We start from the raw sequence: 22,296 nt of genomic DNA on the forward strand, positions 1-22,296 counted from the left end.
CTCATCTTATCGGGAAGAGGCGTCTTGCCTTGTGTAGAGGCTGACATACGCGCCGGTGTACTCTTCTTTCCAGCCTCTCTCGCCGACCAGAAACTGCCGCAGCGGATCATGGGCCCTGACCCAGAGCACCGCGTCGATCTTGTACTTGTCGATCACCTCGTCCCAGTTGGCCGGCTCGATGTCCCAGCGAACCAGCTTGTGATAGTCGCGCAGCAATTCGTCCGGATAGGCAGTCGCCGCCCGGCCGTCGACGAAGACGGGCACCGATCCGCCCGTCCTGAAGATCAGGAGCCCGCCGACGTTCCAGTGGTTCAACAGATGCGCGTGCGAGGCGTGCGCCTCGAGATAGCGGGCATCGTCTTCCGACAGCATGTCGGGCAGGGCCAGAGCCGGGCGCACCTGCATGAATGCAAATGGCAGCAGCAGGACGCCGACGACGCCTGCCGCCAGCATCGCGCGCCGGACCTCGACGCTCGCAAGACGCTTCGGCAGCAGCCGGTCGATGTGAAGCGCCATCGGGACGCTGGAGAAGATGAAGAAGAATGCGGTGTATCTGAACTGATAGAGACCGAGACACAGGAACAGCCACGCGAGCACGCGCGCCTCGAGCGGAACGCGCGTTGAGTTTCGGTATCGCAGCTCCAGCGCAACGAATGTCAGCGCATAGACGATGCCGGGCAAGCTTCCCGGCAGTTCCATGTTGAAGAAGTAGGAGCGCCACTCGCCGATATCGGCCTGGATGAAATGACCGAGCGTCGCCCTCACGCCGTCATAGACGTGCCATCCCAGCGGATTGACGAAGATCGCGATGACGCATCCGACGCCCGCCAGGACGTAATTCCGGAAGTTGACCCAGTCCCGCCGCAGCAGTGCGATGCCGGCGAACACGCCGAGGATCGGAAAGGCGAGCATGAAGCCGCCATGCAGATTGACCCAGGCGACCATTATCGGCGGCAACAGGAACCAGTTCCGCCGACGCAGGCATTCGCCGTAGAACACGACCGCGAACAGCATGGTCGCGACGTTCGGCGAAGCCGCCAGATACATGTTGGGGGAGGCTTCGTAGCAGGGATAGAGCAGGCATGCGGCGAACACCGCGATGCAAACCGCCGGAGCCGATGCACCGCTGCTCAGGCCGCAGAAGGTCAGATAACCGGCGATGATCGCGCCGCAGGCGACGACCATGAGCACGATCCCGGCAAGGCCCGTGTGCTGATACAGCACGCTCGCCATCACGTCCCAGAGCCAGGACAGATTGTACCATTGCCTGTCGCCGAGGGTGAACGCCCACGGATCCTGGAATGGCACGTCGCCCCGCTGCCTGATCAAATCGCCGGCGGCGAGGTGCCAGCCGAGATCGTAATGGGCGAGCAGAAGCGGTCCGTTCGACAGGTAGAACACGGTGAGGAAGGCGATCAGGAAGATGTAGACCGCGACCCCGTCGAGGTAACCGCCGGACGCTGCGGGTGCGTCGCCAATCCCGGGCCGGGACCAATCCTCGCGCGCGTCCATCGGAGCTCTCACCATCGCAGCCAGCCGCCTCAAGTCCCGAGTTTCCCCGATGTCCACGACAATGGGCGCGCAGACTTATTTGCTCTAGGGGAAGACGATCTAAAGTGAAGTAAAGGCAGGCTGCGGCGCTAGGATTCCGGGTTCGGAAGGGGCGTGTCGGTAAACAGATGATTGCGTAAAGTGGATCATGGACCGCCGGCCTGCTCCTGAATACCTCGGTCGTGTCCGCGTGAGGTTTCGGCTGCCGAGAGCGGGGCGGTGCCCAGGTTCCCGAATGTCGATTCTTGAGTGGCAGTTCAGCAAACTAACCTGGCCGGTCGACCGCAGTTAGATTTCAATCTCCACCGGCACACCGATTTGAGTGGCGACCGGCGTGTAGATATCGGTCTCGATGCCCGGTGTCTCAATTGTGACGACAAGCGAATAGTGCGCCGTCCTATCCCAAGCTTCGAGGTGGGGACGCTTGTTCCACCAGCCCATGGTCGGGTAAACCGCGAGATGTCTGCGTGCCGCAAGGGCAGCGGCGGTGCCGTGCCAGACATCCGAATGAAGGGAGCCAACGGACGTAAGGCCGCTGAGGCGGCCAAACCGCCAGCCGGGATCGCTGAGGCCCGGGGCCTTATACTCATCGTCCCGCGCGAATTTATTGATGCGGCGCTCAAAATCGGCGGTGCTTTCGAGCGGGTTGCGAACCGCGAAGCGCAGGCCATGCGATTGATAGCCGTAGCGGGGTGTCCAGCCGCGGCCGCCGGGGCTGGGTTCGATGAAGTAAGAAAGCGTCACGCGCATGACGACCTCGGTGTTACCGAGGTCGCTTAGCACATCGATCGGCCAGGGAAGCGCGTGCGGGCGCATTTCGCGCGTCTTAATGTCGCTGCCATCCTTGAAGAACGGTTCGAGCTCGCTTTCGGCAATCAGCGTCAGACGGTTGTCGACGCTGGAGAGCAGGCGCGGGAGGTTGGGGACGCCGTAGCCACAGCAGCGCAGCAACGTCTTGTAGTCTGGCCGGCCGTCGTCATTGACGAAGCGCGCCCGCATCGCCGGGGTCCATTCGGCGAAGTGGACCATGAGCGCCCTGACAGTTTCGGGGCGCATGGAGGGATACTTGCTCCACAGCATAGCGGCGTAGCGGCTTGCGAGCGCGGCGGCGGCGCTGGTGTCGCCGAAGGTGATAAGACCCAGCCGCGTCGCGAAATTATGCGCCGTGGTTAGTAGTTGAAGATCGTCGAGATCGGCGGGATCGACGATGGTCGGATTGGAAGCGAGGTTGCCAGCTTCCATGACAATATCGGGTTTGAACGGCCATCGTGACCACGTCGCTGATGTGCAGCTCGAAGCTGCGAGATCGCCGCGCGGAGCAAGCGGTTGCCATTGGGGCCACTTGGTGCCGTCGATGGCAACCTTGTCGGTGTATCCGCCGATAGTAAGCGCGTTCCACGATTGCGCCGGATCGTGGATGCTGTCGGTAAAGTTCGAGGCCGGGTAATGGCGGCGCTGATCGGCCACGGTATTGCCGGCCGAGATGACGAAGAGACGCTTCGGACCGCCGTCGAGGCCGGCGGCAAGTTCATCGACCCTTGCGGACCAGGCAGAGGGCCGCCCGCGGTCGCGTCCATCGGTTGAGGTAATGGACATGCAGAAGACGCGGTTGCGCGCCGCCGTAACTTCCACGCGGGAGATGCTTTCGGCAGTCACGGCTCCATAGAGTGTGGAATCGTGAGGGTCATCGGGATTGATAAGTTTGACGGATTCGATGCGGTGAGTGCAATTGACCTGTCCTTGCGCGGCGAGCACGTCCGTGAGGTCGCCAAACGAGGCGAGGCCCGCCATCTCGGTACCGTGGCCGTAACGGTCGTCCACATTCCAAGCCGGCTTATATGTGTGGAGGTCTGTCTGTGCGACGAGCGGAGTAAGGAGTGGGTGACCCCGGTTAACGCCTGTATCGAGCAAGCAAACATAGGATGTGTTTGCTCCCGGCGGCACCAGGCGCGCCGAAAGATCATCGATCCATGCTTGCTGGTCGATCGAAGTCATTGCGGTAAAGAATTCCGCCGTCACCTTGGGCAGACGGATTTCCGCGATCATACCGAGGATGTCGACGGATCGTGCGAGGTCGTGGGCAGTGCCGCGGACAAGAACCACGATGCGATCGACGAAAGTAAGCACCTGGTCGCCGACCGCGAGATTGAAGTGTTCAGCGTACCCGCGCAGGCGTGCGAGGTGATCGACCCGCGGCTCGCGGCGCAACCAAACCTCCCAAGTGACCGGCGCCTCTTGATCGGGAAACGGCAAGGTCTCTTCGGTCCACAAGGCTTCGAGCGCCGCAAGCTGAATATGGCTGATGCTCTCGACGAGATCCTGGTTCTTGGGACGGGCGATGCCGCCTTCGGCCCGCGGAGTCGTGTTCTCGTCGCGATAGGCTTCAATTTTGCGAAGAAAGAGTTCGAGCTTGTTCTCGGGCACAAACACTGTGGCCTGCATCGTGTTGTCGGGCAAGGTCCGAACGTTGCAGAGCTGAATGCCGCTTCGCGTGACATCAAGGCTCTCAAATTTGAGCGGGAAATTCGGCTCGCTATCAAAACGTAGATAGATACCAAGGCCGGCATCGAGCCCCAGCGCGCGTTGCTCTTTGGCGCGCGCTATCGCTTGAGGTGCGACGGCCTCAAGTTGCTCGACCAACGTTTGGGCATGCGCGGCCCGATCGCGCGCGGGCACGTTGAAGCGTTCGCGCGGCCCGGTACTGGGGCTCGTGAAACGAGTGGTCTCGTCTGTGGTTGGAACGAAGAGATGAGGACGTAAAGCCATGCCGCCCCTATCGGCACGAGGGTATCATTTGCTTTTGTGCGTAACGGCGATCTTTCGGTCTGAAATGGAATGAATGAGTTCTGCATGCGTCACGGACGTTCGATCGTGAATGATCGCGTCTTTGATCGCATCTTCGCAAGCGCGGGTGATGTCCGCGAAATTGAGGCCTTGGGCCGCCGTTGCAATTTTCGGCCATTGGAGCTTGGCCGGAGCGAAGCCTCCCAATTTGACCTTCAAGGTCTCAATGATGCGCGTACGGTCGGGAAGATCGTATTCGATCACGTCGTCGAAACGTCGAAAGAGGGCGCGATCGAGAATGCGAACGTGATTGGTTGCCGCGACCACAAGACTATCCGAATGGTCTTGTTCGACCATCTGCAGAAAGCTGTTCAGGACGCGGCGTATCTCGCCAACGTCGTTGGCGAGGCCGCGGGTTGAGCCGATGCTGTCGAATTCATCGAACAGGTAGACGCCGCGGGTTTGATTGAGCGTTTCAAAAATCAACCGTAGCTTGGCGGCCGTCTCGCCCATGAACTTCGTGATCAAGCTATCCAGGCGGACGACAAAGAGCGGCAAGCCAAGTTCGCCGGCAAGTGCGGAAGCGGTGAGGGTTTTACCGGTGCCGGGCGGCCCGATCAGCAGCAACTTGCGCCGGGGCGAGAGGCCGCTGCTCCGAATAAGAGAGACGGCGCGTTGTTCGCGGATGACCCGTTCAAGCTTTTTCTTGGTACGTGTACCGAGCACAAGGTCCTTCAGGTGGGCGCTCGGATAAGAGGCCGAGAGAAGCTCTGCTGCCTCGCCGCGAGGACGAGCCAACGGGATTGGCTGCTTCGACGGCGTCGTGACTCGGGACTTGGCCTTGTCGATGAGTGCACGGATTTCCTCGGCGAGCTTGCCGTGTCCGAGACGTGCTTCATGCGCTGCGATTTGCATCGCAACAGAATAGAAATGCGCTTCGTCGCCCTCCGTCAGGGAGGAGATCAGAGCCTTCACTTGGTCCGCGCTTGGCATGGTTTGATAAGCCTCGGCGTCACTCTAGTATAGAATTAACTGCATGATAGAGGAGATCTCTTTCATCAACTTTAAAGTTAGATGGTGCGGGCAGCCGGGGTCGAACCGGCACAGCGCTTGCGCACCGAGGGATTTTAAGTCCCTTGCGTCTACCAATTCCGCCATGCCCGCTTGATCCAACGAGATCAAACACTTAAGTCCATCCCCGGGCGTCTGGAATTGGTGCTTTGCGTCTGCCGGGGACGTTCTTCCTTAAGCGAGCCGGGCGCACAAGGCAAAGCCTCAATCCGGACACCGGGAGTTGCTTTAGGCATTCTCAATCCAACGGGACTATTCATCCGGCATGTCTGCTTCGTTCTCCTCTTCCCTGCGCGGCTTTGGTGCGCTCCTCGCGCTGCTTGTGGCCGGCGCCGCGCTGTCCGGCTGCGCCGGCATGAGCGAGACGATCGCGCCGGCTTTTGCCGATCCCGCCAAATACGAATTGTACGACTGCAAGCAGCTGGAGGCCGAGCGCAAGACGCTCGCCAAGCGCACCGATGAGTTGCGGGCGCTGATGGAGAAGGCCGAGACCGGAGCCGGTGGCGCCGTGGTGTCCGAGCTCGCCTATCGCAACGATTATGTCGCCGCGCGTGGGTCGTCGCAATTGGCCGAGGACGCCTGGCGCCGCAACAGGTGCCGGGAAACGCCGCCTGAGGCGACGCCGCCTGCGCCGTCACCCGCCGCAGCCAAGCCCGCATCGAAATCCGGCAGAGCGGCCCGCTGAAGCGCGGCGCCGGCGGCGCTTGGTCTCAGGGCCGCCAGCCGTAGATCCAGTCCTGCCGCGCCAGCATGCGGTCCGGGCCGAGCGCGCGGATCGCAAGGTCGCGCGCGACCGCAAACGGTCCGCTCAGGTGATAGATGCGGCCCTGCTGCCGCGCGGTCCGCTGCACCCGCCGCACCCGCGCCTGGCGCGCGCGGCCATATTGCGTCAGCGCGGCCGAGATGCCCGCGCTGCTCTCGGCGGCGTCAAGGCTCAAATGCCGGGCGAGCACGGCGGCGTCCTCGATCGCCATGCCCGCTCCTTGCGCTGCGAAGGGCAGCATCGCGTGCACGGCATCGCCGAGCAGCGCCACCGGCCCCTTGCTCCAGGGACAGCCGTCCGGCACGCCGAACAGCGCCCATTTCCGCCAGCTGTCGACCGTGGCGAGCATCATGCGGGCCGAGGCCGGCCAGCGCGGTGCGGCGAAGGCGTCCATCACTTCCAGCGGGTCGCCCGGCGTGCTCCAGCCTGGCCTGTTCCAGGTGCCCGGCAACACCGCGACCACGTTGATCTGCCGTCCGCCCGCGATCGGATAGGCGACGAGATGGGCATTCGGTCCCATCCAGAGCTGAACCCGGCGCGCGGTATAGTCCTTCGGCAGCTGCGTGGCGTCCAGCGTGCCGCGCCAGGCGATCAGGCCGGAGAAGCGCGGCTGCACCTCGGGAAACAGATGCTGGCGCACCGTCGACCAGATTCCGTCGGCGCCGATCAGCGCGCTGGCGAGATCGCTGCGGCGGATCGTGCCGCTGCGATGGACGACCGTCAGGCCCTTGGCATGAGGCGCGACGTCCTCGAAGGTCGCGCCCAGTTTCAGGTCGACGTCGGGATGCTCGGCAACGGCGCCGGCCAGCGCCGATTGCAGGTCGGCGCGATGCACCACCCAATAGGGTGCGCCGGCCCGCAGCGAGGCTGCTTCACCGAGCGGCATGCGCAGGAGCTCGCCACCGGCCCGCGCGCTCATGATCGAGACCGCCTCCGGGACGACGGCGCGCAGCTTGAGGCGCTCGGTGAGGCCAAGTTCGACCAGCACGCGGCTGGCATTGGGGGAGAGTTGCAGTCCGGCGCCGACTTCCTCGAGGCGCTCGGCCTTTTCCAGCACGACGATGCGGAAGCCCCGGGCTGCGAGCGCGAGCGCAGCCGTCAGTCCACCGATGCCGGCACCGGCGATGACAATCGTTCGGGAGAGCGCCACCCCTGACCGGTGGAGGCGGTCAGGCCACCTTGTCCTTCAGGACGCATTCCGGCGGACGGGCTTCGCCCGCCTTCAGGTCGGCCGCGAAACGGTACAGCGTCGAGCAATAGGGGCAGATGATCTCGTTGTCGTTGCCGAGGTCGAGGAAGACGTGCGGATGATCGAACGGAGGGTTGGCGCCCACGCACATGAACTCTTGCGAGCCGATCTCGATGACGGGGACACCGGCATCGTTATGGAAGTGCGGGACGACATGGTCGGACATCGTAACTCATCCTGGAGTGGCAATGGCGGCAGACACAATCACGAACTGACGCGGCATCTTTGGGGCGCCGCGGACCATACTGGCGGGTGCAGATGATTGCTAGTCCAGCGGAACCGAAAGGTCCGCAATTGCCCCATGCTCATTTGCTCATGCAAATTCGACACAATCTTGAGGCCTGAGAGAAGCCCTTCTTTCGTCGGGGACGTTGTGTCGCAATTTTGGCATACTATGTCTCTCGGAGAAGCGAATTTGCGACGAAAGACGAATCATCAGGCGCAAACGGTCCGAGGGACTGCCCGGGTTTTCCACATGAAGTGGCTGCGAATCAGCACAGCGTTGACCGGTATTGCGGCGTGCAGCTTCCTGCTCGCGCAGGTGGCGCCGCATGCTCGCGAGGCCGGCGCGATCCTCGCCGCCCGGGATGATCCGGCGGCGCTCTCCGAGCTCAAGCTCGATTCATTGCTGCGGCAGAATGACCGCCTGATTCAGGACAATATCGAGGCCGCGCTCGCCGCCGGCGATGCCGATCTCGCCGACAGCTTTGTCGCGCTGGCGCGTGACCGCAACATCGCGCTGCCCGACGACCTCCTTGCCCGCGTCGGCGACGCGGTCAAGGCCGAAGCGTCCACCTCGCACTTCGCCAAGCGGTTCGCCACCGGCCTCGTCACCGGCAATGCGGACGATGTCGCGAGCCTCTCGGGCACGGTGGCCGGCGATCTCTTCGTGATCGGCGACATCCGCGACGTGGTGCGCGAGGGCAAGCATCTGGCCATGGGCGAGGACACCGACCGCCTCGTGCTCGGCCTTGCGGCCGCAGGCCTTGCCGTGACCGCGGCGACCTACGTCTCCGTCGGTGGCGCGGCGCCCGTGCGCGCCGGACTGACGCTGGTAAAGGATGCGCGGAAAGTCGGTCGGCTCGGCGAAGGGCTCGCGGTCTGGGCCGGCCGTTCCGCGCGCGAGGTCGTCGACGCGCCGATGCTCCAGAATGCGGTCGCCAAGGGTTCGGTGTTCCGCCCGGGCGAGACGGTGGGCGCGATCAAGGCCGCGTTCCGCGCCGAGAAGGCCGGGGCGCTGGTGCGGCTCGGCAAGGACGTGACGCGGGTCGCCGAGAAGACCGGCACGCGCGGGGCGATGGATAGCTTGCGCATCGCCGAAGGTCCGAAGGACGTTGCACGCGCGGCGCGGCTTGCGGAAGCGCAAGGAAGCAAGACGCGCGCGATCATGAAGCTGCTCGGACGCGGCGCGCTGCTGCTCGTCGGAGGCATGTTCGATCTGGCGATGGCGCTGTTCGGCGCGGCGCTGACGCTGTTCGGCCTGTTATCCTCGATCAAGGCGACCACCGAACGCTTGACCCAGGCCTGGTGCGATCGCAAGAGAGCGCGGCGGCTCCGCCGGGCGCGGATCGCAGCCGAGGCCGCTCTGGCGGATGCGGCCGTCCCCGCCTGACCCGCGGGCGGACCGGGTCACATCGTCGTCGCTTTGGGCTATTGTTTGAGCATGATGTTGCCGGAAAACCGCTGCACTGTTTTCCGGATCGTGCTCTAAGATCGACCCATCCCCCACAAGACCTCACGGAACTGATGATGCCGAGCTTTCACAACGGCGCCGTTGAAATTGCCTATCTCGACGAAGGCGAGGGCGAGCCGATCATCCTGGTGCACGGCTTTGCCTCCAGCAAGAACGTGAACTGGGTCTATCCGACCTGGGTCTCGGAGCTGCGCAAGAACGGCCGCCGCGTCATCGCGCTCGACAATCGCGGCCATGGCGAAAGCGCAAAGCTCTACGATCCCGCGCAATATTCGATTCCCGTGATGGCCGGCGACGTGCTCGCGCTGATGGATCATCTCGCCATCCCGCAGGCCGACATCATGGGCTATTCGATGGGTGGGCGGATGACGGCCTGGCTCTCTCTCAACGAGCCGCAGCGCCTGCGCTCGGCGATCCTCGGCGGCATCGGCATCGGCGGCCTGATCGAGGGCACCGGCCCCGGCGAGAACGTCGCCGAGGCGCTGGAGGCACCTGCGCTCGACGACGTCACCGATCCCGTCGGCCGAACCTTTCGTGCGTTCGCCGACCAGACCCGCTCCGACCGCAAAGCGCTTGCCGCCTGCCTGCGCGGCACGCGCGACCTCATGACCAGGGACGAAGCCGCACGCATCGACGTGCCCGTGCTGATCGCGGTCGGCTCGACCGACGATGTCGCCGGAAGCGCGAGCGCGCTCGGCGAAATCATCCCCGGCTCCGAAGTGCTCGACATCCCGAACCGCGACCACATGCGCGCGGTCGGCGACAAGGTCTACAAATCAGGCGTGCTGGACTTCCTGTCGCGGCGGGGGTGAGGCGGCAAAGAGCCAAGAGGCTCGTCGCTACTCATCTGATTTCGCTGTCGCCCGCTGCCTCACACCGCCTTGTCGCTGAACGCGGCGGGTAGCGTGGCGAGGAACGACATGACGCGCTGTGTGCGCAGGGGCGGGCGGCGGCCGGAGGGGCGCAGCATCCACAGGGGTTCTCCCGACGCGCGCCAGGGCGCCAGCACTTCGACCAGCCGGCCGGCGCGAAGGTCTTCGTTGACGAGCCACGTCGGTCCCCAGCCGATCCCAAACCCATTCGCGATCAAGGCGAGCGAAGCGTGCGCGTCGTCGCAAATGTGCTTGGGCTTGGGCGTGACGCGAACGGGTGCTTTGCTGCGCGGGTCGGCGAAGCGCCAGGTGAGGATCTGACCGGTCGCGGGATTGCGGAAGCCGACATGGTCGTGCGCGGAAAGCTCGTCAGGAGTCGTTGGCGCGCCGCGCGCCTTCAAATAGGCAGGCGAGGCGCAAGCGATCCAGGAGAACGTGCAAAGCCGCCGCGCCTGATGGCCGGGCGCGCGGTCGAGGGGCCCTGAGCGGATCGCGATGTCGACGCCTTCCGCCGCGAGATCGAGAATCTCGTTGCGGAATTTGACCTCGATCTCGATTTCCGGCCGTTCCCGCAGGAACGCCGGCAGTCGCGGCAGGATGCAGGCGCGCGCGAACGAGGCGGGGGCGGTCACGCGCACCCGTCCGCCATCGTCGCGCGCGACTTCGCCGAGCGCGGATTGGACACGGGCGAGACTTTCGACCAACGCGCGTCCAGCCGCCATCAGCCTGTCGCCCTCTTCGGTCAGCGCCAGCGAATGGGTGGAGCGATGCAAAAGCCGCAACCCGTGAGCCTTTTCGAAGCGGGCGACCGCCTTGGACATCGCCGAGGTGGTCGTCCCCGCCCGCCGCGCGGCTTCAGCGAAGGAGCCCGCCTCGACGACGCGGACGAAGGCGAGGAGACGCGAGAGGTCGGGAGGTAAAGTGGTTGTGGACATATAGTCCACATAGTCATGGCTGCGCAGTCACTACAAGAGGCATTCCCTGACGGCTAAATCGGGAGCGTCAGTGGCGCATTCTGCGGCGCTGGAAACGCGGGAAGTCCCATGAACCTCATCGAAATCACCCAGCAAGCCCTCGATGCCGCCGAGCGAGCGATCCCACCGGGACAGCCGATCTACATGCTCAATCTGCTGCGCTATCGCGCCCAGGCGCATTACGAGGACGGATTCGACGCCGCGCCCTGCTCGGGCCGCGAAGCCTTTAATGAACGCTACAGGCCGGCATTCCGGCGTCTCGCGGCCGGGAAGCCGCTGGTGCGGATGTTTTCCGTCCCGGTGCTTGCGAGCCTCGTCGGCTCGCCAGTTGAGCGCTGGGACGAAGCGGCGATCAATGAATACGGCGATTTCGCCACCTTCCGCTCGATCGTCGAGACCGAGACTTACCAGCGCGAAGTCGCCCCGCATCGACACGCGGCGCTCGAGGATTTCCGGCTGTTCGCGCTCGCCAAGACGATGTGAACGCGTTGAGGCGATGGCCGCCGCCTTCGCCTTGACTGAGCTTTAGCTTCAGGACGCGTAGGATGGGTTGAGCCCTTGCGAAACCCATCATGCTTCGTCAGCGACGAACGGAGTGATGGGTTTCGCTGCCGCTCTACCCATCCTACGGGCTCATCCACTCCCTTCAGGTCTTCGCAGCGAGGACTGAATGCGCAAGATCGACAATCTCGGCACGAAGGTGGCTCTTCCCTACTCGGGGATGCAACAACATCATCCCCCATGGGCTTGATCTCCCCACGTCCAACGAGTGAATGAGTGATAGACCAGCTGAGTTACCGAAGACTTTTGTCATCTCTTCCATACGTTGAGCAAGAACTTTAGAGTTTGCCGCGACAGCATAACGGAGCTGGTACATCCCAGACTTCCGCATTGAAGCAAGAATAAGCGGTCCATATTCTCCCGGTGGGGGCACCTTGCTCGCAAGCACTTGGCTTACCAAACCGAACCAGTAGAGGTCAGCGAATGTGAGGTCGACTGAAATGCGGCCGACTTCTTCTCTGTCCATATCATGACCTCGGATGGCGCTAAATGACGCCTGAACGTAGGTCTCCATACTCTTGAGAAACGGAAGCACGTCATGCTCCGACACTCGCGAAGGTAGCCGCATGAGCGGATCCACGTTGCTCAACGCAAATCGCACCAAGGCCATCTCCTGGCTTTGTTGAAGGTGCATCGCGCCGACGAGGCGGCCGTCGCTCATGCGACCCCCAAATTGATGCAAATGCGATAACCAATAAACAATCTCTCGGGGGCCGCCACCTGATCTTGCCAGCTCAAGGAGTGCTCTCTCCGTCACAGTTGCACATGCGGCAAGCTTCCGCCGGCTGTTGCGTTGCACTTCATCACTGTGAAATTCGCACCACGTCTCCCCGCCGCCGATGACGGAAAGGCCCACTATGTGGTCGATATCCGAAAAAGCTATTTGAAATCGGCTTTGCCCCGATGCGCCGTGAGAAGAGCCGACAACCTGTCGCCCGGCGCTCCATTTTCCCAGCCAACGTCGAAGCTGTCTCAGGTTGTGCCTTACCTTCTTGTCGTACCCGTGTACGGATCGCCTCATGTACATGAGAATGACGCACCGATCCGCGTACCAGATTAAATCTGCCGGCTCTTCGGAGGCGCTCGTTTTCTCCGGTTGAAACAGCGCATGAGGTCCGAGTATTCGGGCGGAGAAGTTGAATATCAGCTCCTCCTGAACTGAAGCAAAGGATCTATTTGGCTGCATAGTGCCAGTTTAGAGAACCAGCGACGGCAGTCCACTCCGTTTAAGGGCACGCATTTTGTAATGTCCGGATCGGATCACGAGCGGACGTGTGAGCGGGCGGCTCGAGTCCGCCAAGGGCTGTCATAGGACTCGAATTCTTCGCGAGGTTGATAGGCTGTTGAACGCCGAGTTCTGAGCGTTCCTTTTTGGTGAATGTGATCGCTTCTCGGGCCAAGCCAAGCGATGCCTCTTCATCCCACTTTCACCCGGCCTTGCCGTCCTCCCCAAACCGCCTTGCCGCCGCCATCAGCACCACGAACGTCGCGACCCACACCATCCGCGCGCCGTAGCGGTCGTGCGGGCCCGAGATCACGCCGCAGATGAAGGCGTTGCCGAGCAGGGCCAGCGTCACGGTCGCTGCCAGCAGCGTCAGATCGTCCAGCCGGCGGTTTGCGAGCGCATGGCCGAGCAGTGCCACCAGCGCCAGCATCGAGGCCAGCGCGACGGGGACATGCAGCCAGTTGACGTCGTCGAAATTGATGTCCCAGTGCTGCTGTCGCGCCGCGCGCATCGGCGCGACCTGCGAAGGCACGTAGCGCTCGATGATGCCGTAGGTGTGCGGGATCCAGCCATTGGTGCCTTCGCCGGTCGCGACATGCAGCAATTGCTGGCCCATCGCCCGCAGCGCCGCGCCGGCCTGCCAGGCCGGATAATCCTTCAGCGACTCCACGACGATGGTACCCATCTCGTCGTTGAGCCCATCGAAGCGGCCGAGCGTGTTGAACATGCTGTTGCCCCACAGGAATTCGTCGGCGGTCGCCGGCAATTCGTTGCGATAGGGACAGAGCTTGAATCTCTCGCGCGGGCAATGATCGCTGAGGTAACGCGCGACGATGCCGTCCTGCATCATGCGGCCGAAGGCGACGCCGTAGCCGCCGGGCGTCCAGGCCAGCTTGCCGGACAGCGCATAATTCGCCGAGAGCAGCATCAGGCTGCCCGCGACGATGGTGAGGCTGGCCTGCGCCAATCCGGCGAGCGGGAGGCGCTGCTTGAGAAACGGCCGTGCCATCCAGCCCGCGACGCAGAGGCCGAGCAGCACGCCGAGCGTGGCGCTGTGGGTTGCCGCGGCGAAGGCGGTGAAGACGAACAGTGCGATCTTCTCCAGCGTCGAGGTGCGGCTTGCGCCCACAATCAGCAGGAACAGCGATAGAACCGAAAGCCCGGCAAAGATGTCGGTGAGCAGCATGCTCGCGAGCCAGGGCAGGGCGGTCGACAGGATCAGCGACAGGCAAATGGCAACGAAGCGGAAAGTCTGCATCAATCCGAGCACGCGCAGCGTCAGCTGCAACAGCCACAACGTCGCCAGTGACTGGATTGCGAGGTTGATCCAGAAGCCGGAGCTCTCGCCAAGATGCAGATAGAGGCCGAACACGGTGGAGCGGCTGGGGACGAGATAGCCCTCGTACCAGCGCGCCAAGTAGCCGCCCGTGTCCCACTGCAACAGCGGATAGCCGTTCCAGAACGCCGGCGCGATCATCAGCATCGGCATGGCCATCGCTGCCAGCAGCCAGAGCGGGCTCGCGGCGCGCGTGCGCCGATGATCGGTGGTGGTGATGGTCAAATCCGCTCCGTCGTCCCTCGGACCCTGTTCGCAATAACCGTTGAGACGGAATTCACCAATAGTTTGGAGCCGCCCCGCTTGAATTTGGCAAAACTCTGACCACTTTGAGCCAACCTCGCCGCTTGGGGGCGTCAGAAGAAACCGTGGTGTTTCAACATCTTGACGTGCTTTCGCGACGCAAGGTGCTGTTCACTCTCAGGCAAGCCCGATAGGGCTTTGTCGCCTAGACTATGCTATAAGGCCGGTCAAACGAGCCCCATTCGCAAGGGCAAATCCCAAAGAGCAAATCTATGGCAATGCATCAAGTCAATCCGGGAGGAAAGCTCGCATCGCTCGATCCGATCTGGGATCGGATCCGGGGCGAAGCGGAGGACATCGTCCGTCGCGAGCCGGAGCTTGCGACCTTCATCTATTCGTCGGTGCTGCATCACAGCCGCCTGGAAGATTCGGTCGTCCACCGCGTCGCCGAGCGGCTCGATCATTCCGCGCTGTCGGGCGACCTGGTGCGCCAGGCCTATATGGACGCGCTGCGCGACGATCCTGACATCGGCAACGCCTTCCGCGCCGATCTCGTCGCCGTCTACGACCGCGATCCCGCCACCTCGCGCTTCATCGACCCCTTGCTCTACTTCAAGGGCTTTCACGCCATCCAGACCCATCGCCTCGCGCACTGGCTCTGGCTGAGGGGCCGCAAGGATTTCTCGTATTATCTGCAGAGCCGCGCCTCCGCGGTGTTCCAGACCGACATCAATCCCGCCGCACGCATCGGCCGAGGCATCTTCCTCGACCACGCCACCGGCTTCGTCTGCGGCGAGACGGCGGTGATCGAGGACGACGTCTCGATCCTGCATGGCGTCACGCTCGGCGGCACCGGCAAGGAGAACGAGGATCGTCATCCGAAGATCCGACACGGCGTCTTGATCGGCGCGGGTGCAAAGATCCTCGGCAACATCGAGATTGGCCATTGTGCGCGCATCGCCGCCGGCTCGGTCGTGGTCAAGCCCGTGCCGCACAATGTCACGGTCGCGGGCGTGCCGGCCAAGATCGTCGGCGAGGCCGGCTGCGCCGAGCCGTCGCGCACCATGGATCAGATGATCAACGCGATGGGGCTCTGAGCTCGCGTGCAAGGGCCGGGTTTTCCGGCCCTTTTCATCCCCCGAATTCTTTGGCAATTCATGCTGGCGGTTCGTCGCGTCTCGTCCTAAAACCCGCCGACCATTTTCGATCGGAGACTTGCCGTGGACGTCAAAGAAGTCAGAAAGTTGGATGCGTATCTGAAGCGCGTATTCGGCAATCCCAAGATCCGCGTCGTGCCGCGGCCGAAGAAGGACGATTCCGCCGAAGTCTATATCGGCGAGGAATTCATCGGCGTGCTCTTCGTCGACGACGAGGACGATGATCGCTCGTTCCAGTTCCAGATGGCGATCCTGGAGGACGATCTGGTCGATCAGGAATAGGAGTTACGCAAGGCCGTTCGGCTTCGTGCCCCGGACGCAGCGCAGCGCCTCTTCGGCGGTGCGCTGCAGGGCCGGGGCCCATGCGGCGGCGGAGCGCGGCGCCTTCTGGGTCCCGGCTCTGCGCAGCAGCGTAAGAACGCTGCAGCGCGTCCGGGACACGCACCGAAGATCAGGCGCGCTCTTCTCATGACGAACAGCAGCTTCGCTGCGCTCCCATGACGACATCAAAGCCCTAGATTCGACTTCGAAAAATACGAACGATCACAGGCGCTTGGCTACTGTGCATGGGGTTGTTTTCGCAATTTTTGCATCGAGCGCGTGGCCTCGAGGCCCAGCTCAGCCCTTCGGTCCGCGCAGCTGCGCCGTCAGCCGGTCCATCGCCTCCGCCGCCTCGCGCCATTGCGACAGCCAGCTTCGTGGAAAGCGGAAGGTGAGGTCGGCGCCGCCGACGCGGCGCTCGGAGAGGCACATCCCGGGCGTCGCGGCATCGCGGGTGCAGCGCGCGGTCAGTGCCGGGCTTGCTGCGGAATAGAGATCCTCGTTGCCGTAGGGCGTATCGGCGCGGAACATCCGCATCGTCAATCCGTCCGCGGGCGTCGCCGCGGCCTGGTCGAGATAGCGCGGATAGATCGTGGCTGTGCGCTGCTCGGGCGAGAGCGCATCGTGATGCGCCGCGATCGACAGGAAGATGCGGTCGATCGATTGCACCGCCGCCTCCACGGTGTCGGCGGTGACGTGCTTCGGCGCGCCGGGCGGCTCCAGCGAGGGATAGAGGAAGTCGAGATCGATGCGCTCCTGCGGCCCGGAGTGACGCTGGATCTTCATGCGGATCGCCGTCACCGGCAGGTTGAACAGCGTGCCGCCGACGCTGACCGGCAGCTTGTCGGGAGCGTTCGCGCCGCCCGAGCCCCAGGTCGGCCACAACAGATAGGCGACCAGTGCGACCGCGCTCATCGCCGCCAGGCTGCCGAGCACGATCGGCACGACATGCGCGCGGGTGCGCGTGCGTGGGGATCCGAGGGGAGCTGCCGAAAACATCGTCATGAGTTGCGCGAGGTCGAGCCGGACGTCGGCCGTTGGCCGACGAATCAGCGGCGAATATGCCACGCGGCGGCGATTTCGCGCAGCTTTCCCGGCCGCGGGGCGCGGGGACAGCCCTGCGCGGGCGGGACGGCGGCGTTAACCTTCCCTTAAGGATAATGTAGCGTTAACCAGCCCTTTTTGTCACAGGAAGGCGGTGGCGTTGCGTAAGGGCGGACCGTTCCGATGACACCTGAAGCTCTCAATACCTTCTTCTCGATCTGCATCGGTTTCGCGCTCGCGGGCGCGCTCGTGAACGGGTACCAGGCGCTCGCGCAGCGGCCCGCCGGCTTCGGTCTGCTGCAGGACGGCGTGGCGCCGAAGACCTTCGCGGCGGTTCCGTTCCTGGTGTTCGCCGCGCCCTTCATCATCATGCGCAACACGCTGCGCGGCATGCGGGTGGAAAGCCGCCGCGTGGAATTCGTGATGATGGCGACCCTCATCGCCGGCTTCTGGAGCATGATGAGCGGCACCTTCTTCCTGATGACGCTGCGCGCGGCCGGCGTTCTGGCTTGATGCCAGCGCCTTAACCGCTGCCGCCACGGCGGCCCTTTGCGTCGAGCCTGCGGTTTGGCTATGCCTGTGGTCGACGTGACAGGAGACCTCCATGGCGATCTACGAGCTCGACGGGCAGGGGCCCGACCTTCCCGCCGACGGCAATTACTTCATCGCCGAGACTGCGACCGTGATCGGCCGCGTGCGTCTGAAGCCGGGCGCGAGCGTCTGGTTCGGCGCGGTGCTGCGCGGCGACAATGAGTGGATCGAGATCGGCGAGGGCGCCAATGTGCAGGACGGCTCGACCTGCCACACCGATCTCGGCTTTCCGCTTCACGTCGGCCGGAACTGCACGGTCGGCCACAACGTCATCCTGCACGGCTGCACCATCGAGGAGGGCGCTCTCGTCGGCATGGGCTCGATCGTGATGAACGGCGCCAGGATCGGCCGCAACAGCATCGTCGGCGCCGGCTCCGTCATCACCGAGGGCAAGGAATTTCCCGAACGTTCCCTGATCATCGGCTCGCCTGCGCGCGTGCTCCGCACGCTCGACGATGCCCAGGTGCAGAAGATGGGAAGCGCAGCCAGGTTCTATGTCGCCAACGGTCCGCGATTCAAAAAGGGCCTGAAGCGGATCGGTTGACGCTCGGGCGGTATCTGCCCCGTCCCGCACACCCGGTTCCATGCCGTAAGAATACCGGTCGAAACTTTAAGCCTCCGCTAGCGCCTCACCGGTATCGTGGGGTGTCTTCAACCAGGGGGAGCTGCGCCATGAATGCAGCGGCACCGGCATCCGGCCTCGCCGCCGGAACCAATTTATTGAAGAAGTTCGTTCGCTTGGCGCGCGGCGCCGATACGCTGACCGTTGCGGAGAAAGTCTATAGCATTGCCGCCTTCCTCGCGATCGTCACCGCTTTCCTCCTGGTGATGTCGGTGCAGTCGGTGCGCTTGCAGACGACGTATCGCCACATGCATGCCTCTGCCGCCGAGGCCGCGATCAATGTCGGACGCATCAACGCGCTGATCTACGCCATCGTCATGGAGTCGCGCGGCATCTACATGTCCGCCGATCGCGGCGCGACGAAGCAGTTCGCCGATGGGCTGATGCGCCGCAACGGCGAGCTTGCCGAGGCGGTGAAGAGTCTGGAGCGGACCGTCGGCGACGACGATGCCGAACAACTCGCCACGTTCCGCCAGCGCATCGTGCAGTTCATCGAGTTTCGCCGGGAGTTGGTGCGGCGCGGTCTGGAGATCAGCCCGGCCGCGGCGCGCGAGTGGGGCGACAACGACGCCAACCGGACGGTGCGCCGCAAGCTCAACAGCGATGTCGAAGCGCTCGAGCGCATCTACCAGCAGCGTGCCCGCGAGGCGGACGCGCTCGCCAACGAGAACCGCTATGCGGCAGCCTATCTGTTCGCGCTCGGGCTGGCGGCGCTGATTCTCGCGGGACTGAACGTCGTGGTCATGCGGGGCTCCGTCGTCGGCGCGCTGGCCGACATCACGCAGGCGACCGACCGGATCGCGCAGGGCGACGTCAAGAGCGAGGTGCCGCATCTCGGCCGTCACGACGAGATCGGACGTCTTGCGCGCGCCGTGCAGAATTTCCGCGACGCCGTGGCGCGCATCTTCCAGCTCGAGGAGCTCGAGCTCGGCACCGCGCAGGCACGCGACGCGGCGATGACCGAGCGCGACAAGTTCAACGACAAGTACCAGGCCAAGAAGTGGCAGCTTTCGGCGGCGATCAACAGCATGCCGCAGGGCCTGATCATGCTCGACGGCAAGGCCACCGTGGTCGCGATGAACTCGAACTACCGGCAGATGTACAATCTGCCCGAGACGATCCAGGCCGGATCGACCCTCGAGGAAATTCTCCAGCACCGGGTCAAGACCGGGCTGTTCAATGGCGACGTCGCGAAATACGTCGCGGCGGTGCTCGGCCGGATCGCCAGGCGCGAGCCGGCCGCCTACGAGATCGCCCTGAACGACGGCCGCACCATCAGGATTTACGAGCGTCCAATGGACGGTGGCGGCTGGGTGTCGGTGCAGGAGGACGTCACCGAGCAGCGTCAGCGCGAGCGCCTTCTCGAACGGATGGAGCGTTTCCTCGCCACCATCATCGAGAACGTGGCGGAGGGCATCATCGCCAAGGACGCGCGCAATCTGCGCTACGTCTTCGTCAACAAGGCCGCCGAGAAGATGATCGGCATGTCGCGGGGCGAGATCATCGGCAAGACCGCGCGGGAATTGTTCTCCGCCGAGGCGGCCGCGCTGATCGAGCGGCGCGATCAGCAGCTGCTCGCGCAGAAGCAGCAGCTCGAGCCGATCATCGACACCATCGACAATCCCTCGCGCGGCCGTCGCGTGATCTCCGCACGCCGAGTGCAGATCGGCGGCGCCAACGAAGAGTCCCACATGTTCGTGACGATGGTCGAGGATCGCACCGAGGCCATGGTCGCGGCCGCGTAATCGTCGGCGCGCGCCGCGGCACGGCGCGTCAGCGGCCTTCGGATTCGCCCGCTTCGATGGTGCCGGCGATCTTCTCGTGGCCGGCGGCCCACAGCGCGTGGTCGTCGCTGCCGTCGTGGTGGGGATTGGCCTCGGCCGGAATGTGCCGCGGCTGCTGAATGCTCGCGCGGAAGTGAGGCAGTGTGGCTGTCCGGAATGCCCTGGTGACGTTAGCTTGGTCCCCGCTTTGAGCGTGGAGCGTGTCCACGCGGAGGATCGAGTGATGTTGCGCAGGATGATGATGGCGGCGCTGGCCGTAGCAGTGATTGGGCTGTCGTTGCCGCAGGCGGCCGAGGCACGAGGTTTTGGGCACGGCGGCTGGGGCCACGGTGGCGGCTGGGGCCATGGCGGCCACTGGCATGGCGGCGGCTTCTGGCCGGGCGTTGCGATCGGGGCGGGCATCGCAGGTGCCGGCCTGTACGGCGGCTATTACGGCTATGGCTATGGCTACCCCTATTACGCCGTTCCCGACGACTATGGTCCCGCCTACAACGATGGCTATGGCGGCTGCTACGTCGTGCGGAAGCGCGTCATGACGCCTGCGGGATGGCGGTATCGCCGTGTGGACGTTTGCGAATAGCTCCTTGAATAAGGTCCTGGCGAGAGGCTGACCGACCAAAAAACAAGGCCGTTGACGCAGTATACCGTCAACGACCTTGCCAGCCCCGGACATTGAAATCGGCTCACGCCATCCGGTAAGCCAACCATCGCGCGGAATCATACGGACGAATGTGATCCAGTTCACATGTCGGAAAAATTAGTCCCGTTATGAGCTGCTCAGCCGCGCGAGCGCTTGCGCGCGCTGGCGTGGACGCGATGCCGCACCGGTTTCCTGCGGGTAACCGTGGGAGTCTCGACGTCGGTCGATCGTGCGCTCGCGAACGATTGCCTGAGGCCATCGATGGATTCGTTCAGTGAGGCCACCTGCTCGGACAAACGCTTGGTGTCGGCCTGCTGCGCTGCCATCAGCCGCTTCATGGTCTGTAGCTGATCCTGCACCACCTGGAGCTGGTCGATCGATTCCTGTTGGGTCGCCTCCAGCCCCTTGGTTTTCTCGACCAACTGCTCGGAGGCTTGTGCGGTCCGAGCCTGGAGCTGCCGCGAGGCCACCACCCGGTCGGTCTCCGGCGCCGCGCCGGTATAGGCGCGCCAGATCGCGATCGAGGTCACGCCTGCGATCAAAAGGAGAAGGGCGGCGGCGGTCAGCGCGATCGGCTGGGCGCCAAGGCGAAGCAAGGGGTTGGACGGTGTGTCCTGGGCGAGATCGATCATCGCTGACAAAACCCAAATTGAAACTTGGTGAGTGGCGAAGAGCGGCAGCACGAGAACGCAGAACAAGGCGCAGCCGGGAGGTCCCGAAAGTGTTACTGTTCGGCAACAATTGGGACCAAAAAGAGGCTGGCCCAATAAGAACGAACGGAATTCGACGAAAAAAGGTTCTGGGATACCGATCGATCTCGATGCAGCGGTACGCGGCCGGCCCCGTCCAGGCAGGCAATGCCGAGCTGGTTCGACGGAGTGCGAGTCGGTGATTCCGTCTCAGAACTTGTAGGCGAGGCCGACCGTCGCGGTGTGGGTGCGGGCCTTCACATGCGCGGTGAAGCGGTCGTCGAACGCCATCCCGTTCGCAGTGAAGAAGGTCTGGGTGAACGTCGAGAAAGCGGCATAGCTGTAGTCGGCGCGCACCAGCCAGTGACCGGCGATCATCTGCTCGACGCCGCCGCCGATGGTCCATCCTATTCGCGTTGACGCATGGGTTTCGTTGTAGGAGGCGCCCGTGCAGAAGCTGATTCCCGGAACCACGGTACAAGTGGCGTTAAGTTCGAGGCGCTGCCACGCCACGCCGCCGGTGCCGTAGACCAGCGTGGCGGGCGTCACGAGATAGCCGAGCCGGCCGCGGAGGTTGCCGTCCCACGTTTCCTTCACCGAGGCGGTGGGGAGCATGGTGATCGGTGCGCCAAAATAAAGACCTGTCATTCCCGGTGCTGGATTGGCGCTCTTGCTGGCATCGGCCCAGCCGAAATTTGCTTCGACGCCGGCGACCCAGGACGTCGAGATCTGCGCGTTGTAGCCGAGATAGCCGCCGAACCGGGCTGCGACGCTATCCATCGCGCCGCCGGTCCCGGCCGTTGGAACGAAGATGCCGACGCCGAGACCGGGGGCGACGTCGCTGGTCCGCCAGTCATTGTCTCCCCAGCGCGCGCCGATCGAAACACCGGCATAGAATCCAGACCATGACGTCGCCGCAGCCGGCGGCGCCTTCACCGGCAAATCGGCCGCCAGCACCGGGCCCATCAAGGCAGCCCATGCCAGCGTCCCGGCAACCGTCGAGATCAAGTATTTCGTCATGCTCCGCCCCCGCGTGCGCCCCGAATCTAAGTTCTTGCAGACTCGCAGGTCGAAGCGAGCGCGACAACGATTGTGGAACTCGGTGCTGCAATAGGTTCACGATGTT

Annotated in this window: 22 protein-coding genes and 1 tRNA gene; 10 read left to right on the top strand and 13 right to left on the bottom strand. The window is 63.8% G+C overall.

Features of this window, described 5'->3' with window-relative positions; genetic code table 11:
* Window positions 1-6: 6 nt before the first annotated feature.
* From TSA1_RS33790 to TSA1_RS33805, 4 genes are all read right to left on the bottom strand, one after another.
* Window positions 7-1,512: a hypothetical protein gene (locus tag TSA1_RS33790; RefSeq protein WP_100180091.1), complete on the bottom strand. Its 1,506-nt coding sequence runs from the start codon at window positions 1,510-1,512 to the stop codon at window positions 7-9.
* 327 nt (window positions 1,513-1,839) lie between these two features.
* Window positions 1,840-4,317 carry a S8 family peptidase gene (locus TSA1_RS33795; RefSeq protein WP_100180092.1) on the bottom strand — a complete coding sequence of 826 codons (2,478 nt, stop codon included), beginning with the start codon at window positions 4,315-4,317 and terminating at the stop codon, window positions 1,840-1,842.
* Window positions 4,318-4,341: 24 nt separating this feature from the next.
* Entirely contained in the window at window positions 4,342-5,310 is a 969-nt protein-coding gene (locus tag TSA1_RS33800) for an AAA family ATPase (RefSeq protein ID WP_430649786.1), read from the bottom strand.
* A gap of 100 nt (window positions 5,311-5,410) precedes the next feature.
* A tRNA-Leu gene (locus tag TSA1_RS33805) sits at window positions 5,411-5,499 on the bottom strand.
* Between the two features lie 172 nt (window positions 5,500-5,671).
* On the opposite strand from TSA1_RS33805, the gene TSA1_RS33810 reads away from it, so the two are divergent.
* The gene (locus TSA1_RS33810) at window positions 5,672-6,091 is read left to right on the top strand and encodes a twin-arginine translocation pathway signal (protein ID WP_100180094.1); all 420 of its coding nucleotides are present in this window, start codon (window positions 5,672-5,674) and stop codon (window positions 6,089-6,091) included.
* Between the two features lie 25 nt (window positions 6,092-6,116).
* Here the strand turns inward: TSA1_RS33810 and TSA1_RS33815 are convergent, their stop codons facing one another.
* Together TSA1_RS33815 and TSA1_RS33820 are read right to left on the bottom strand one after the other, a co-directional pair.
* Window positions 6,117-7,319, bottom strand: coding sequence for an FAD-dependent monooxygenase (locus tag TSA1_RS33815; protein ID WP_100180095.1), 1,203 nt, complete (start codon window positions 7,317-7,319; stop codon window positions 6,117-6,119).
* 19 nt (window positions 7,320-7,338) lie between these two features.
* Window positions 7,339-7,584, bottom strand: a complete 246-nt coding sequence (locus TSA1_RS33820; protein WP_007602543.1) for a zinc-finger domain-containing protein — start codon at window positions 7,582-7,584, stop codon at window positions 7,339-7,341.
* Between the two features lie 309 nt (window positions 7,585-7,893).
* On the opposite strand from TSA1_RS33820, the gene TSA1_RS33825 reads away from it, so the two are divergent.
* Window positions 7,894-9,030: a hypothetical protein gene (locus TSA1_RS33825; RefSeq protein ID WP_100180096.1), complete on the top strand. Its 1,137-nt coding sequence runs from the start codon at window positions 7,894-7,896 to the stop codon at window positions 9,028-9,030.
* Between the two features lie 137 nt (window positions 9,031-9,167).
* Entirely contained in the window at window positions 9,168-9,923 is a 756-nt protein-coding gene (locus TSA1_RS33830; RefSeq protein WP_100181482.1) for an alpha/beta fold hydrolase, read from the top strand.
* A 59-nt stretch (window positions 9,924-9,982) separates the two neighbouring features.
* On the opposite strand, the gene TSA1_RS33835 is transcribed toward TSA1_RS33830, so the two are convergent.
* Window positions 9,983-10,918: a LysR family transcriptional regulator gene (locus tag TSA1_RS33835; RefSeq protein ID WP_100181483.1), complete on the bottom strand. Its 936-nt coding sequence runs from the start codon at window positions 10,916-10,918 to the stop codon at window positions 9,983-9,985.
* A gap of 108 nt (window positions 10,919-11,026) precedes the next feature.
* Here TSA1_RS33835 and TSA1_RS33840 point away from each other — a divergent pair, with 108 nt between their 5' ends.
* The gene (locus tag TSA1_RS33840) at window positions 11,027-11,440 is read left to right on the top strand and encodes a hypothetical protein (protein WP_100180097.1); all 414 of its coding nucleotides are present in this window, start codon (window positions 11,027-11,029) and stop codon (window positions 11,438-11,440) included.
* Between the two features lie 163 nt (window positions 11,441-11,603).
* On the opposite strand, the gene TSA1_RS33845 is transcribed toward TSA1_RS33840, so the two are convergent.
* Together TSA1_RS33845 and TSA1_RS33850 are read right to left on the bottom strand one after the other, a co-directional pair.
* Window positions 11,604-12,179 (bottom strand): hypothetical protein, encoded by a 576-nt coding sequence (locus TSA1_RS33845; RefSeq protein WP_100180098.1) that lies wholly within the window; start codon window positions 12,177-12,179, stop codon window positions 11,604-11,606.
* Between the two features lie 766 nt (window positions 12,180-12,945).
* Entirely contained in the window at window positions 12,946-14,238 is a 1,293-nt protein-coding gene (locus tag TSA1_RS33850) for a hypothetical protein (RefSeq protein ID WP_100181484.1), read from the bottom strand.
* 356 nt (window positions 14,239-14,594) lie between these two features.
* Here TSA1_RS33850 and cysE point away from each other — a divergent pair, with 356 nt between their 5' ends.
* Together cysE and TSA1_RS33860 are read left to right on the top strand one after the other, a co-directional pair.
* Window positions 14,595-15,419 (top strand): serine O-acetyltransferase, encoded by an 825-nt coding sequence (gene cysE / locus TSA1_RS33855; RefSeq protein ID WP_100180099.1) that lies wholly within the window; start codon window positions 14,595-14,597, stop codon window positions 15,417-15,419.
* A gap of 123 nt (window positions 15,420-15,542) precedes the next feature.
* Window positions 15,543-15,761, top strand: a complete 219-nt coding sequence (locus TSA1_RS33860; protein ID WP_007602550.1) for a DUF3126 family protein — start codon at window positions 15,543-15,545, stop codon at window positions 15,759-15,761.
* Between the two features lie 336 nt (window positions 15,762-16,097).
* Here the strand turns inward: TSA1_RS33860 and TSA1_RS33870 are convergent, their stop codons facing one another.
* Window positions 16,098-16,805 carry a hypothetical protein gene (locus tag TSA1_RS33870; RefSeq protein WP_100181485.1) on the bottom strand — a complete coding sequence of 236 codons (708 nt, stop codon included), beginning with the start codon at window positions 16,803-16,805 and terminating at the stop codon, window positions 16,098-16,100.
* Window positions 16,806-17,027: 222 nt separating this feature from the next.
* On the opposite strand from TSA1_RS33870, the gene TSA1_RS33875 reads away from it, so the two are divergent.
* The 3 genes from TSA1_RS33875 (at window position 17,028) to TSA1_RS40185 (ending at window position 19,802) form a co-directional block, all read left to right on the top strand.
* Entirely contained in the window at window positions 17,028-17,357 is a 330-nt protein-coding gene (locus TSA1_RS33875; RefSeq protein WP_100180100.1) for a DUF6949 family protein, read from the top strand.
* A 91-nt stretch (window positions 17,358-17,448) separates the two neighbouring features.
* Window positions 17,449-17,979, top strand: a complete 531-nt coding sequence (locus TSA1_RS33880; RefSeq protein WP_100180101.1) for a gamma carbonic anhydrase family protein — start codon at window positions 17,449-17,451, stop codon at window positions 17,977-17,979.
* A gap of 128 nt (window positions 17,980-18,107) precedes the next feature.
* Window positions 18,108-19,802 carry a PAS-domain containing protein gene (locus TSA1_RS40185; protein WP_100180102.1) on the top strand — a complete coding sequence of 565 codons (1,695 nt, stop codon included), beginning with the start codon at window positions 18,108-18,110 and terminating at the stop codon, window positions 19,800-19,802.
* Window positions 19,803-19,830: 28 nt separating this feature from the next.
* Here the strand turns inward: TSA1_RS40185 and TSA1_RS33890 are convergent, their stop codons facing one another.
* Window positions 19,831-20,049 carry a hypothetical protein gene (locus tag TSA1_RS33890; RefSeq protein ID WP_100180103.1) on the bottom strand — a complete coding sequence of 73 codons (219 nt, stop codon included), beginning with the start codon at window positions 20,047-20,049 and terminating at the stop codon, window positions 19,831-19,833.
* Window positions 20,050-20,064: 15 nt separating this feature from the next.
* On the opposite strand from TSA1_RS33890, the gene TSA1_RS33895 reads away from it, so the two are divergent.
* Window positions 20,065-20,421, top strand: a complete 357-nt coding sequence (locus TSA1_RS33895) for a hypothetical protein (RefSeq protein WP_100180104.1) — start codon at window positions 20,065-20,067, stop codon at window positions 20,419-20,421.
* A 197-nt stretch (window positions 20,422-20,618) separates the two neighbouring features.
* On the opposite strand, the gene TSA1_RS33900 is transcribed toward TSA1_RS33895, so the two are convergent.
* Both TSA1_RS33900 and TSA1_RS33905 read right to left on the bottom strand, forming a co-directional pair.
* Window positions 20,619-21,113 (bottom strand): hypothetical protein, encoded by a 495-nt coding sequence (locus TSA1_RS33900; protein ID WP_100180105.1) that lies wholly within the window; start codon window positions 21,111-21,113, stop codon window positions 20,619-20,621.
* 267 nt (window positions 21,114-21,380) lie between these two features.
* The gene (locus tag TSA1_RS33905; RefSeq protein WP_245448482.1) at window positions 21,381-22,190 is read right to left on the bottom strand and encodes an outer membrane protein; all 810 of its coding nucleotides are present in this window, start codon (window positions 22,188-22,190) and stop codon (window positions 21,381-21,383) included.
* Window positions 22,191-22,296: the final 106 nt, after the last annotated feature.

This window comes from Bradyrhizobium nitroreducens (assembly GCF_002776695.1).
GTDB lineage: Bacteria > Pseudomonadota > Alphaproteobacteria > Rhizobiales > Xanthobacteraceae > Bradyrhizobium > Bradyrhizobium nitroreducens.